Origin of the sequence: Synergistes jonesii (assembly GCF_000712295.1) — a bacterium.
Lineage (GTDB): Bacteria > Synergistota > Synergistia > Synergistales > Synergistaceae > Synergistes > Synergistes jonesii.
In genome coordinates this window covers 1-12,256 of the sequence record NZ_JMKI01000035.1, presented here as the reverse complement: position 1 = coordinate 12,256, position 12,256 = coordinate 1, and the positions used below count along the sequence as shown (strand labels likewise).

General features: G+C 54.4%; 13 protein-coding genes and 1 pseudogene. 11 read left to right on the top strand and 3 right to left on the bottom strand.

Annotated elements, in window-relative coordinates; genetic code table 11:
* Nucleotides 1-400: 400 nt before the first annotated feature.
* Genes EH55_RS07725 through EH55_RS07685 form a run of 9 tightly spaced genes read left to right on the top strand, consistent with a single transcriptional unit; the run spans nucleotide 401 to nucleotide 9,096 of the window.
* Complete coding sequence (locus tag EH55_RS07725; RefSeq protein ID WP_037976460.1) at nucleotides 401-727, top strand: hypothetical protein; 327 nt, start codon at nucleotides 401-403, stop codon at nucleotides 725-727.
* The gene (locus EH55_RS07720; RefSeq protein WP_037976458.1) at nucleotides 714-2,729 is read left to right on the top strand and encodes a V-type ATP synthase subunit I; all 2,016 of its coding nucleotides are present in this window, start codon (nucleotides 714-716) and stop codon (nucleotides 2,727-2,729) included. The genes EH55_RS07725 and EH55_RS07720 overlap by 14 nt, the downstream gene beginning before the upstream one ends.
* A gap of 37 nt (nucleotides 2,730-2,766) precedes the next feature.
* The gene (locus tag EH55_RS07715) at nucleotides 2,767-3,267 is read left to right on the top strand and encodes a V-type ATP synthase subunit K (RefSeq protein WP_037976456.1); all 501 of its coding nucleotides are present in this window, start codon (nucleotides 2,767-2,769) and stop codon (nucleotides 3,265-3,267) included.
* Nucleotides 3,268-3,285: 18 nt separating this feature from the next.
* Entirely contained in the window at nucleotides 3,286-3,870 is a 585-nt protein-coding gene (locus EH55_RS07710) for a V-type ATP synthase subunit E (protein ID WP_037976454.1), read from the top strand.
* Between the two features lie 16 nt (nucleotides 3,871-3,886).
* Nucleotides 3,887-4,900, top strand: a complete 1,014-nt coding sequence (locus EH55_RS07705) for a V-type ATPase subunit (protein ID WP_037976451.1) — start codon at nucleotides 3,887-3,889, stop codon at nucleotides 4,898-4,900.
* The gene (locus tag EH55_RS07700) at nucleotides 4,890-5,228 is read left to right on the top strand and encodes a V-type ATP synthase subunit F (protein ID WP_037976449.1); all 339 of its coding nucleotides are present in this window, start codon (nucleotides 4,890-4,892) and stop codon (nucleotides 5,226-5,228) included. Before EH55_RS07705 ends, EH55_RS07700 begins: the two co-directional genes overlap by 11 nt.
* 20 nt (nucleotides 5,229-5,248) lie before the next feature.
* On the top strand, nucleotides 5,249-7,048 hold the full coding sequence (locus EH55_RS07695) for a V-type ATP synthase subunit A (RefSeq protein WP_037976446.1): 1,800 nt from the start codon (nucleotides 5,249-5,251) through the stop codon (nucleotides 7,046-7,048).
* Nucleotides 7,035-8,453 carry a V-type ATP synthase subunit B gene (locus EH55_RS07690; RefSeq protein ID WP_037976445.1) on the top strand — a complete coding sequence of 473 codons (1,419 nt, stop codon included), beginning with the start codon at nucleotides 7,035-7,037 and terminating at the stop codon, nucleotides 8,451-8,453. Before EH55_RS07695 ends, EH55_RS07690 begins: the two co-directional genes overlap by 14 nt.
* 16 nt (nucleotides 8,454-8,469) lie before the next feature.
* Nucleotides 8,470-9,096 carry a V-type ATP synthase subunit D gene (locus EH55_RS07685; protein WP_037976443.1) on the top strand — a complete coding sequence of 209 codons (627 nt, stop codon included), beginning with the start codon at nucleotides 8,470-8,472 and terminating at the stop codon, nucleotides 9,094-9,096.
* A 94-nt stretch (nucleotides 9,097-9,190) separates the two neighbouring features.
* On the opposite strand, the gene EH55_RS14895 is transcribed toward EH55_RS07685, so the two are convergent.
* Both EH55_RS14895 and EH55_RS14890 read right to left on the bottom strand, forming a co-directional pair.
* Entirely contained in the window at nucleotides 9,191-9,472 is a 282-nt protein-coding gene (locus EH55_RS14895) for a transposase (RefSeq protein WP_081839497.1), read from the bottom strand.
* Nucleotides 9,473-9,717: 245 nt separating this feature from the next.
* The gene (locus EH55_RS14890; protein WP_081839496.1) at nucleotides 9,718-9,927 is read right to left on the bottom strand and encodes an IS630 transposase-related protein; all 210 of its coding nucleotides are present in this window, start codon (nucleotides 9,925-9,927) and stop codon (nucleotides 9,718-9,720) included.
* A gap of 306 nt (nucleotides 9,928-10,233) precedes the next feature.
* Between EH55_RS14890 and EH55_RS07675 the strand changes: the two genes are divergently transcribed.
* Both EH55_RS07675 and EH55_RS07670 read left to right on the top strand, forming a co-directional pair.
* On the top strand, nucleotides 10,234-10,680 hold the full coding sequence (locus EH55_RS07675; RefSeq protein ID WP_037976442.1) for a GNAT family N-acetyltransferase: 447 nt from the start codon (nucleotides 10,234-10,236) through the stop codon (nucleotides 10,678-10,680).
* A 363-nt stretch (nucleotides 10,681-11,043) separates the two neighbouring features.
* Nucleotides 11,044-11,193: pseudogene (locus EH55_RS07670) on the top strand (IS256 family transposase); the annotation flags it as partial.
* A 212-nt stretch (nucleotides 11,194-11,405) separates the two neighbouring features.
* Here EH55_RS07670 and EH55_RS07665 read toward each other — a convergent pair.
* The coding region (locus EH55_RS07665; RefSeq protein WP_037976437.1) for an IS256 family transposase at nucleotides 11,406-12,256 on the bottom strand (851 nt) is incomplete at its 5' end.

The window sequence follows — 12,256 nt, the reverse complement described above, 5'->3', positions numbered from 1 at the left end:
AAATTTGCGGCCCATATTTCGGCGATGCGATGCAAGCGGATATGCAGCCGTTCATTGCTTTGAACAACAAAAAGCGGCGGCCGCGTATTCGTCCGGAAATGTCGCACGATATTTAAAGGCCGGGATTTTCATGCTTTTTTAAATAAAATCATAAGTAAATGCGTGTTTTCGACGTGCAAAAGCGAGCAATGAACGAATTGCGCTGACTACTTTTAATTACCTATTTATTTCCCCCGAACGACTGCAAAAGTTAAAAATAATAGCGCTTGTTGCTTGTTTCATGATATTTTTTGGTGATGTGTGAAAATTGACGCAATTTAAAGTTGCGGTTAAAATCACTTCTTGTAAGATGGGTAATATTATGATTTTTATCGAGGGCGATCGAGAGGGGGTGAGCTTGTTGGCAGAGAACCTTGCGCAGGAAATAAGAGATCAGGAAGATATTGCAAAGAATATGATTTCCGAAGCAAAGGCCGAAGCTGCGAGACTCGTAGCCTCGGCGCGCGCCGAGGCCGAACAGTCTGTCAAGAGCACGAGGCAGCGGTGCCACAGGCAGTGGCGCGAAAGAGTCGCGGCCGCTGAAAAGGAAGCCGAAGCCAAAGCCGCCGAGATGACGGCGAAGGGCGAGGCCGACGCAAAAGCATTCTATGAAAGTAAGAAAAATGAAACGGCAAAAGTTGCAGATTGGCTTGTTAGTGAGGTGATGGCGGCTTATGGCTCTCGCTGAGATGTGTAAGGCGCGTATGGCCGTCCATAGGGCCGTAGCGAATGAACTTGCGGCGAAACTTCAATCTTTGGGGTGCTGCGAGTTCGTAAAAAATGAAGGCGAAGCGAAAAGCGGCGCAGCGATGACGGCTTTGCGCGTAAAGCGCCGCCATATCGACGAGCTGATGAGCGACGCCAAGTTCGTCCAGCGTCTTCTCGAACCGTACGAAACCAAAAAAGAGGGCTCTTTCGCTAAGGCGTTAGGAGATCTTCCCGCCATTTCGCTCAAACGTCTCGCTGTTCTTGCCGACGAAAAACGATTCACTTCTTTCGCCTCGAAAATGAGGGAGACGGAGCGCGGACTCACGGAGACGCGCTCGGAGATTTCTCGTTTAAGAGGGCTTGCCGCGCAGGCCGAGTTGCTCGGGCGCGTCAAATACCCGCTTGAATTTTTCACGGCAGGCACCGAGGGGATCGCGGGGATAATTTATTCGCTCCCCGCCGCGGAGGCGGACGCTTTCGCATCCGGCGTCGAAAAGGAGCTCGGCGAAATGTCCGAATTCCAGCGCATACCGCCGGGAGGAAAGGACGCTTCCGAAATTTTTGCGCTGCTGTGCCGCAGGAACGATTTCGATAAGCTTCAGCAGATCGCGGCGCAATTCTCAGCTTCGCGCGTCGAGGTACCGAAGGACTTCAAGCTCTCAGCTGCCGAAGAGATAAGCTCTCTATCGTCAAAGGCCTCGGAGCTGGAAGCGAAGGAAAGGAGCCTGCTGGAAGTCCTCAAATCCTCTTCGGACGAAGGGCTTTCGATGGCGCGCACCTACGGCGATTACTGGTCGATACTGCGTGACAGGCTCGAAGCGATGGAGACGGGCGAGCCTACGGACGACACTCTTATCTGGGAATTCTGGCTGCCCGCTTCGCAGCTGAAAAAAGTCGAATACGCGGTAAGCGAGTACTCCGAATATACGGAGTTCGCGACGATTCAGCCGGGCGAGGGCGAAGAGCCGCCGACCCTGCTTAAAAACCCGGCGTGGTCGTCCTCGGTCGAACCTCTGACGATCATGTACGGCACGCCGACCTACGGTGGGGTTGATCCGACGTCGCTTATGGCGCCCTTCTTCTTCCTCTTCCTCGGCATGTGCTTCGGCGACGCGGGGTACGGCCTGGTCCTTACGGGCATCCTCGGATATATGCTTGTCAAACACAGGCTGTCGCCCACTCTGCGTAAATTCTTCATACTGATGACGGTCGGCATGGTCGTCACCGTCCTCTTCGGCGCGGCGACCGGCTCGTGGTTCGGCGACTCCGTCACCGCTTTCCCGCTCCTCAAGGGCCTCGCGCCTGTCGCGAAGAAGCTCCAGCTGCTCGACCCGATGAACGACCCGATGACGCTGCTTATGATTTCGCTCGGCCTCGGTTTCGTACAGGTCATGTTCGGCCTCGCGATAGCGTTCTGCGACAACTGGAGGAGCGGCAATAAGCTCGCTGCGGCGGCTGACCAGGGCGGCTGGATGATGTTCCTGCTCGGGCTCGTCCTCACGGGCTGCTCGGCGGCGGGCTACCTGCCGGCGCCGCTGGCCTTTCCGTCGAAGCTTCTCGCCTGCGCCGGCGCTCTGCTCTTGGTAGCGACCCAGGGCAGGGAGAAGAAGAATATCGCAGGAAAACTTTTCTCCGGCGTGCTCAGCCTCTACAACGTGACAGGCTATCTCGGAGACGTTTTGAGCTACAGCCGTCTGCTCGCCCTCGGGCTCGGCTCGGCGGCCGTCGGCATGGTCATCAACCTGCTTGCGAACCTCGTCTCCGGCACTCAATACGTGGGCGTACCGCTCGCGATATTGATATTCGTCCTGGGGCATTCGTTCAGCATCGTTGTGAACCTGCTCGGCGCGTTCATACATTCGCTGAGGCTTCAGTACGTCGAGTTCTTCGGCAAGTTTTACAACGCGACGGGGCACGATTTCACACCTCTCCGCAATTCAGCGCAGTATTCGATAATTCAGGAAGAATCTTCCGTCAATTAATTTATTACGCACATTTCTCAAGGAGGTAAAGTTCATCATGGAATCAATTCTCGCAACAATGGGTGATCAGCTCGGACAGATGCTCGTGGTGCTCGGCGGCGCTCTCGCGGTCGGCTTCGCCGGCTCCGGCTCGGCGTGGGGCATAGGCTTGGCAAACGAGGCGGCGGCAGGAATCATGACCGAAGACCCGAAGAAATTCGGCTACGCGCTCGTCCTTCTCGCGCTTCCCGGCACGCAGGGCATCTACGGGCTCCTCGTCGCGGTCCTGGCGATGCAGAAGGCAGGGCTGCTCGGCGGCGGCTCTGTAGCCCTCACGGTGTGGCAGGGCTTCGGCATCTGCTGCGCCTGCCTCCCGATAGCCATCGCCGGTTTCTATTCGGCGATCTGGCAGGGCAAGTCTTCCGCCGCGACGATTCTCATGATTGCGAAACGTCCCGAGCAGATAGGCAAAGCGGTCATCCTTCCGGCCATGTGCGAAACCTATGCCGTCTTCGGACTTCTCGTCAGCATACTGATGCTCAACGGCATAAAGCTCTAACAAAGAAGAGCGTTTGTCATGTCTTTAGCCCAGATTACGGAAAAAATCAAAAACGACGCTCGGAAAGAAGCCGACGGGATTCTCTCAAAGGCTAAAGAGCAGGCGGAATCCATCACCCGGAAGGCCGGAGAAGAATGTGATGAGATACAGTCGGGTTTTGACGCACGTTTTGACGCTGAGCGTCCGGAGATATTCAGACGCAGGGAGATAGTAGCGACCCTTGACGCCGCTAAGATGGATCTGCGCGCGAAGAGAAATCTTATTGAAGACGTCTACCACGCCGCGCTCGAAAAACTCGCCTCTTTAGGGAAAGACGATTATCTGGCGTTCTGCGGGCGCCTTCTTGACGAAGCGGTAAGAGCGAAGGACGAAAAGGTAGCGGTCGGTAAAAACGAAAAATACCTTGACGACAGCTGGCTTGACTCGTATAACGCGGCGCACGGCACAACCCTCGCAATGTCAGACAGAAAGCCCGATATAGCGGGAGGCTTTATTCTTATGCGCGGCCGCACAAGCGTCGACTGCTCGTGGGATATGCTCGTAAAGGTCCTGAAGGAAAAACAGGAAGCCGACGTTGTGAAGCGTTTGTTCCCGCGGGAATAGTGGAGGAGGTGGTCCGATGTCACGTAAGGAGGCTTATGGTTACGCCGTGGCGCGCATCCGCGCCATGGAGCATCGCCTTCTTGATGCCGCGGCTTTTGCGAGGCTGCTGGAAGCCGAGGACTCTGCCTCTGTCCTGAAGATTCTTGGGGAGACCTCTTACGCGCCCATGCTGACGTCACTTTCCGGCGACGGCGCTTTCGACAAGATTCTTGAGGCCGCCCTGCACGAAACCTACGAGGAGATGGCGTCCTTCGTTCCGGACAAGGAACTGATCGACCTTCTTCGCCTGCCGTACGATTTCAGCAACGCGAAGGTCATGCTGAAAAGCCTCTTCTCCGTGAGAAGCGGCGGCAAAAAAAGATGGGATCTGCTCTCATCTCTCGCCTCGTATCCGGTCGACAAGCTGATAACCGATATCGAGGGCGAGGAGTACAGGCTTCTGCCTTTCGGCCTCAGCACGCTCTACCCGAAATGCATCGCGCTATGGGAGCAGAGCCGGGATGCGCTTGAGACAGAGCGCCTGCTCGACATACAGATGTTCGCCGAGATGCGGAGAATCGCCGAAGGCCTTGCAGTAGCTGAAGTTACGGAATGGGTAAGAGCGAGGATAGACGGCGAGAACCTGCGTACGCTGCTCAGGCTGAAGAGATTCGGCTTCGACGCCGCGCGCGCCGCGGCTTTCATGCACGACGGCGGAAAGATCGACAAAACCATCCTATCGGCGATGATCGCGGAACCGTTTGAAACGTGGGGGAGGATCGTTGATTTCTCGGACTATTCGAAGCTGCTCGTCGAGAGTGGCGCGGCTGCGGGATTCTCGGAAATAATCATGGATTTCGAAAAGAAATATGACGACTTCTGCCTGGACCTCGCCGCGGCGAGCAAATACAGCCCGGATTCGCCGTGCAATGTAATAGCTTACCTCTGGTCGAAAGAGCTCGAGGTAAAAAATATCCGCATGATTCTTGTCTCAAAGTCCGCAAGCGGAGAGAAAGAGAGCGTAAGGAGGCTCCTGCGCCATGTCAGCTAAGGAAAAAGCGCCGATGGCGGCCGTAGGAAGCTACGAAAGCATACTGCCCTTCAAAGCGATAGGGCTGGACGTCGTAGTCCTCACAGGGGAAAACGAGGGTGAAATCGGGCATATCCTGAATAAATTTGCCCGTTCCGGCTACGCGGTCCTGTTCCTTGAAGAAGAGCTTTTTGTGAAATACCGTGCCGCGGTAGACGAAGTCAACGAACATAACGATATAAGCGTGATGCCGGTGCCAAACCAGAAAGGTTCCATCGGGGCGGGGCTCGACGCCATACGCCGCAACGTTGAACGCGCGGTAGGCATGGATATATTTGGCGAGAAATGATTATGATGGAGGCGATGTAATTGACCACACCAAACGCCGTTACCGGGTACATCGAAAAAATATCCGGACCGCTTGTCATAGCAGGCGGAATGGCAGGCGCCTGCATGTTCGACGTCGTTAAAGTCGGCAGCTCCGGACTCGTGGGCGAAATAATAGAACTCAGGGGAGACAAGGCCTCTGTCCAGGTCTACGAAGAAACATCCGGCCTCGCGCCGAACGAACCTGTCGTCAGCACCGGGGAGCCGCTCTCCGTCGAACTGGCGCCGGGGCTCATAGAAGAATTCTTCGACGGCATACAGCGCCCGCTGGAATCGATAGAGCAGAAGGCCGAAAGCCCGTACATCCTGAGGGGCATAAGCGTTCCCGCCGTAAGCCGCGCGCACAAATGGAATTTCGAGCCCTGCGCCGAAGTCGGCGACGAGGTAGGGCCGGGGGATATCATAGGTTCGGTGAAAGAGACGGTCCTCGTAGACCACAGGATAATGGTCCCCCATAAAGTCAGCGGGAAGATCAAAGAGATAAAGAGCGGCGAGTTCACAGTCGAAGAGACTGTCGCCGTCGTGGAAGACGCCAAGGGCGAAGAGCACGAGCTGAAGCTGCTGCAGCGCTGGCCGGTGCGCACGCCGCGCCCCGTCGTCAAGCGCCTGCCGCCCGAAGTGCCTCTTACGACGGGACAGCGCGTCGTCGATACATTCTTCCCGATAGCCCGCGGCGGCACCGCATGCGTGCCCGGCCCCTTCGGCTCCGGCAAGACGGTCATTCAGCACCAGCTCGCTAAGTGGGCCGACGCGGAGATCGTCGTCTATATAGGCTGCGGCGAACGCGGCAACGAGATGACGGACGTCCTTCTCGAATTCCCCGAACTGGAGGACCCGCGCTCGGGTCAGCCCCTTATGAAGAGGACGCTGCTTATAGCGAACACCTCCAATATGCCCGTCGCGGCGCGCGAAGCGTCCGTTTACACGGGCATCACTATCGCCGAATATTTCCGGGACATGGGATACTCAGTCGCGCTCATGGCCGACTCAACTTCACGCTGGGCCGAGGCTCTGCGCGAAATGTCCGGACGCCTTGAGGAAATGCCCGGCGAAGAAGGCTACCCCGCGTACCTTGGGACGCGCCTCGCCTCCTTCTACGAGAGGGCCGGACGCGCGATATGCTTCGGCAGGGATGGGCGCGAAGGCGCAGTCTCCGTCATAGGGGCGGTCTCTCCTCCGGGCGGCGACCTTTCCGAGCCCGTCACGCAGAATACGCTCCGCGTCACAAAGGTCTTCTGGGGGCTCGACGCGCAGCTCGCCTATCAGCGCCACTTCCCGGCGATCAACTGGCTGAACAGCTATTCGCTATACGCCCAAAAGCTCGGCGAATACTGGGACGGCTTCTACGACGGGGAGTGGAGCGTATTCCGCACGGACGCCATGTCGCTCCTCGAAGACGAAGACAAGCTTAAGGAAATCGTCCGTCTCGTCGGAGTCGACGCGCTTTCGAAAGAAGAGCGCATGGTGCTAGAAACCGCGAAGTCGATACGCGAAGACTTCCTGCACCAGAACTCCTTCCACGAGATAGACACATACGCGTCTATGGACAAACAGTTCAAAATGCTCCGCAACATCCTGACCTTCCACGACCTCGGCATGCAGGCCCTGACGCGCGGCGCGACGCTGCGCTCGGTCATCGACCTGCCGATACGCGACGACATAGCGCGTATGCGCTACGTCGAAGAACAGGATCTTGTAAAGCTCGACGAGCTCGAAGACAAAATAAAGGCCGTACTCGGCAAACTGCTTGCAATGGGAGGTGAGCACGATGAGGTTGCCTGAGAAATACAGGACCATAGCCAACCTTTCGGGCCCGCTTATGATGGTCGACAAGGTCAGCGGCGTGAGCTATGACGAGCTCGCTGAGATCACTCTCGCCAACGGAGAGCGCCGCCGCGGGCGCGTCCTGGAAATAGACAAGGACAGGGCTCTGGTGCAGGTCTACGAAGGCAGCAGCGGAATAGACGTCGATTCCACCGAGATCCGCTTCCTCGGCGACGTGCTGAGGCTCCCCGTCTCAAGAAGCATGCTCGGACGCATATTCAACGGACGCGGCGATCCTGTGGACGGAGGCTCGGCGATAATCCCGGAGACATACCTTGACGTCAACGGAAACCCGATGAACCCCTTCTCGCGCGACTTCCCGTCAGAATTCATTCAGACGGGCATCTCGACGATAGACGGCATGAACCCGCTCGTCCGCGGTCAGAAGCTGCCTATCTTCTCCGGAAGCGGTATGCCGCACAACAAGATGGCCGCTCAGATAGCGCGTCAGGCGACGGTCATAAGCGGACACTCCGACTTCGCCGTCGTCTTCGCGGCGATGGGCATCACCTTTGAAGAGGCCTCCTTCTTCATGGAAGACTTCCGCAAAACCGGCGCTCTTGAACGCACGGTCATGTACGTCAACCTGGCCGACGACCCCGCCATCGAGCGCATATCGACGCCGCGCCTCGCGCTGACGGCCGCCGAATATCTTGCGTTCGAAAAGGATATGCACGTCCTCGTCATCCTCACGGACCTTACGAACTACTGCGAGGCGCTCCGCGAAATCTCCGCGGCGCGAAAAGAAGTTCCCGGGCGCCGCGGCTACCCCGGCTACCTCTACACCGACCTTGCGACGATGTACGAGCGCGCCGGACGGCTTCGCGGCAAAAAAGGCTCCATCACGCAGATTCCTATCCTGACGATGCCCGAGGACGACAAGACGCACCCGATCCCCGACCTTACAGGATACATCACAGAGGGACAGATAATGCTTGCGCGCGGACTGCACCGCAGGGGCATCTATCCGCCTGTGGACGTCATGCCGTCGCTCTCGCGGCTCAAAGATAAAGGTATAGGCAAGGGCAAGACGCGCGAGGATCACGCCGACCTGATGAACCAGCTCTTCGCCGCTTATTCGCGCGGCAAAGAAGCGAAAGAGCTGGCGGTCATACTCGGCGAAGGCGCCCTCTCCGACGAAGACAAGGCGTTCGCGAAGTTCTCGGACGAGTTTGAAGACCGCTACGTCCGCCAGGGTGAATACGAGAACCGTACGGTCGAAGATACGCTGCAGCTCGGCTGGGAACTCCTGACGATAGTCCCGGCCCGCGAACTCAAACGCGTCAGAGACGAATACATTGAGAAATATCTGAATCCGCTCATCGCAGCGAAAGAGGATCTCGCGCAGCAGGACGAACAGTAGAGAGGGGTGACTTTCGATGGCAAAGGCGCTTAACGTCAACCCCAACAGAATGGAGCTGTCGCGGCTGAAAAGACTGCTCGTCGTGGCGAAGAGGGGACACAAGCTCCTCAAAGACAAGCAGGACGCGCTCGTCAAGGAATTCCTTGTCCGCGCGAGGGCCGTGTACTCTCTGCGCAAAGAAGTCGAAAGCGAACTCGGAGGATGCTACGGAGGCTTCCTTATGGCGCGCGCTCAAACGCTGCCTCAGATGCTCGAACAGACTCTAATGATGGCCGGCGGCGACCTCAAAGTCGGCGTCAGCTACAAAAACGTGATGAGCGTACGCGTGCCGGAGTACGAATTCCCCAAGCAGAACGCAGAACTCAGCTACGGTTTCGCGACCTCCCCCGGAAGCCTCGACGTGGCCCTCGATAAATTTCTCGGCGTCATGCCGAAGCTCGTCCGGCTCGCGGCCGAAGAAAAGGCCGTGCAGTCGATGGCGCTCGAAATAGAGAGGACGCGCCGCCGCGTCAACGCCCTCGAACACGTCATGATACCGTCGTACGGCGAGGCGATCCGCTCGATCTCGATGAAGCTCGAAGAGATGGAGCGCTCGACGCTCTCGCGCCTGATGGTGATAAAAGAGATAGTCAGGAGCCACTGACGGACGTGGAAAACAAATAAAACACAAGAAGGCTGCCGCGTCGAGCCGTTTTTTAGCTTCGCGGCGGCCTTTTATTGTCTCTCCGTGCATATAGTCATTCAACTTGTATGCAATAACGCAGGGCGGAATCGAACGACGGCATATATTTCATTACGCCCTGCATGCGTCTCTTCAAAGCAGACCAACAATGTTCGATCGGGTTCAGCTCCGGCGAGTAAGGCGGCAGGAATATTACTTTATGCCCAAAACCGTTTGCTATGTTTTCAACTTTCTTCTTGCGATGGAACGATGCATTATCCATTATTATCGTGCTGCCTTTTGACAACTCCGGACATAAAAAGTCTCGGAACCACGCTTCAAACAGTTCTCCGTCCATAGTGCCGTCGTACTACATCGGAGCCGCCAGTACACCGCGGATCAATGCGGCGGCTATTCCCGTGCGCCTGTATTTACGTCCGCTCACTTTACCGTAAACCGGAGCCCCACGCAGGGACCATGCCCGCTGCCTGTAGATATATCTGTCTATACCTGTCTCGTCTATATATGCGATCGTATCAGGCGGTATATCTTTGATTTTATACAGATACTCCGCTAATTTTCGGGCGTCTTGTTCTTTGTATGTTACGGTCTTTTTTTCTTAGTATAATGCATGCGTTTTAGTGCTTTAGATACGGCGGCCTTGGAGCAGCCGAATATTTCCGCCGCTTCTCTGAGATAGGCGTTCGGACGTTCCCGAAGAAAATCTTCAAGCTTCTTGGGGTCTATCTTTCTAAAATACTTCCTTCGCGGCTTGTCCTGACAATTGCTTCGAAACGAATTTCTTATAGTCAACTCTGAGCAAAGTACAGATAGCTTCTTTTCTGCGGCCTCCCGCTCCTGTGGTAAACATCTCTGAGATTCGTAGCGATCTCTTCCGTAGCTTTTGTCTTGGGCGAAATAATTCTACAGGATATTTGCTGCATATCTCTCTATCCGGCAGTGAAATCTTTATCTATGTAACTTCATTTTACAATTAACCAGATGTGTCATGTTACAAATTGACACATCTATTTTTTATGATGATGTATGTTCCACCATTGAAAAATGAAAAGGGTATAATTGATGTGTAAAGATTACAGAGAAAAGGAAAAATAGCGAGTGAAAATTGTAAAAATTATTGATAGCGATAAAACAAAGTACATGGATTTACTGCTTATTGCAGATGAACAGGTAAGTATGATAGAGAAATATTTGTATCGCGGTGATATGTTTGCCTTGTGTGATGGAGATATTAAGGCGATTTGTATTGTGACACATGAGCAACCCAGCGTATATGAAATTAAAAATATCGTTACTGTTCCTAAATATCAACGCAAAGGATATGGACGATATCTGATCTCATTTATCGCTGATTACTATAAGAAGTTTGGTAGTGAGTTATATGTTGGAACAGGCGATTGTTATAAGATACTCCGTTTCTACGAAAGATGTGGTTTTGAAAAATCGCATATTGTTAAAAATTTTTTTATAGACAATTACGACCACCCTATGTATGAAGATGGGAAACAGTTAGTTGACATGATTTATTTAAAAAGGATTCTATAAAACCAGGTAGCGCAAAAAATTTTGTGTAAGCACTCGCAGGCATTTCAGATAGAGCGAGATATTTTCATGGCGGCAGCGGCTTCAATGCCGCCGCATCGTCTACAAGATAACCCCGGCTGTGTAGTATGTCGAGGCTTGGCGGCGGGCTTCATGCATCCTCCGCCAAGCGGGACGCCTGATCGGGCTTTCGACCGCTCAGCGTCAGTCCTGCATCCGGCCTGCAAAATACAAGGACGGCTGGGCAGAGCCTGTGAAAGCAAGTCTGTAAATATATAAGAGCAGGGTCTTCTATGATAAACTCTAAATCATAGGAGGGCTTTACATATGTCACGCAGAGAGAAAAAACCAGTTCACCACGTTCAGATGACAGAGGGTAAACGGAACATTATCCGCCAGCTTCTGGAGGAGTATGACATTGAGTCCGCAGAGGACATCCAGGATGCACTGAAGGACCTTCTTGGCGGGACAATCAAAGAGATGATGGAAGCCGAGATGGACGATCATCTCGGCTACGGGTAGTGTAACTTATTCTGTGTAAACCCCTTGCCCCTGGATCGATGTAAGACCATCAAGGTAGTGTAACTTATTCTGTGTAAACCCCTTGCCCCTGGATCGATGTAAGACATCAAAGGGTTACCGTTACTGCTTCAGTATCACCATAATGACATACGCTATCCGGGCTGTCAATGGACTGCAGCCCGGACTTTTCTTATAGGCGTTTAGGGCTATTCCAGATCTCCGGGTTCTATGCGTTCCTCAAAGTAAATGCACAGCTGTGACAGAATTTTACTCCAGTCCCTGTCCCTGCCGGTCCACTTTTCAGTGATGTCCATCGTCGCAAGATAAAGGAGCTTGAGAAGGGCGTCGTCTGAGGGGAAGATCGTACGTGTTTTTGTCACTTTCCTGAGCTGCCGGTTGTAGTTCTCGATCTGGTTTGTCGTATAGATCATCCGGCGCAGCTCATAGGGATACTTGAAATAAGCGGATAACTGAGGCCAGTTGTTCCGCCAGCTCGCTACCGAAGACGGGTATTTCGAGCCCCACTTCTCTTCAAGTCTGTCAAGCCCTTCCTCGGCCTGCTCCAGTGTAGGAGCCTGATAGACACCCTTCAAATCATTCATAAAAGCCTTAATGTCCTTGTAAGAGACGAATTTTGTCGTGTAACGGATCTGATGGACAATGCAGCGCTGGATTTCGGCCTTGGGATATACGGCGCTTATCGCATCTGCAAAGCCTGTCAGGCCGTCGACGGAGATAATGAAAATATCTTCGGTGCCGCGATTACGGATCTCGTTAAGGACACCGACCCAGTACTTGGCGCTCTCATTTCCGCCGACCCACAGGCCAAGGACTTCACGATGCCCGTCCAGTCTTGTCCCAATAGCAACATAAACGGCTTTCTTGACGGTTCGGCCGTCCTGCCTCACATTGAAATGCACGGCGTCCATAAAGACGACTGCATACTTTTTGGCCAGCGGCCGGTTCTGCCATTCTTTGGCAATCGGCAGAATTCGATCCGTCATTCGCGAAATCATTTCAGCAGAGGCATCCACACCGTAGATAGACTGCAGGKAGC

What these genes read in the sequence shown, in the direction of transcription:
- EH55_RS07700 (WP_037976449.1), top strand. Translation starts at nt 4,890, where the DNA reads ATGTCAGCTAAGGAAAAAGCGCCGATGGCGGCCGTAGGAAGCTACGAA.
- EH55_RS14895 (WP_081839497.1), bottom strand. Translation starts at nt 9,472, where the DNA reads ATGGACGGAGAACTGTTTGAAGCGTGGTTCCGAGACTTTTTATGTCCG.
- EH55_RS07715 (WP_037976456.1), top strand. Translation starts at nt 2,767, where the DNA reads ATGGAATCAATTCTCGCAACAATGGGTGATCAGCTCGGACAGATGCTC.
- EH55_RS07685 (WP_037976443.1), top strand. Translation starts at nt 8,470, where the DNA reads ATGGCAAAGGCGCTTAACGTCAACCCCAACAGAATGGAGCTGTCGCGG.
- EH55_RS07720 (WP_037976458.1), top strand. Translation starts at nt 714, where the DNA reads ATGGCTCTCGCTGAGATGTGTAAGGCGCGTATGGCCGTCCATAGGGCC.
- EH55_RS07705 (WP_037976451.1), top strand. Translation starts at nt 3,887, where the DNA reads ATGTCACGTAAGGAGGCTTATGGTTACGCCGTGGCGCGCATCCGCGCC.
- EH55_RS07690 (WP_037976445.1), top strand. Translation starts at nt 7,035, where the DNA reads ATGAGGTTGCCTGAGAAATACAGGACCATAGCCAACCTTTCGGGCCCG.
- EH55_RS07710 (WP_037976454.1), top strand. Translation starts at nt 3,286, where the DNA reads ATGTCTTTAGCCCAGATTACGGAAAAAATCAAAAACGACGCTCGGAAA.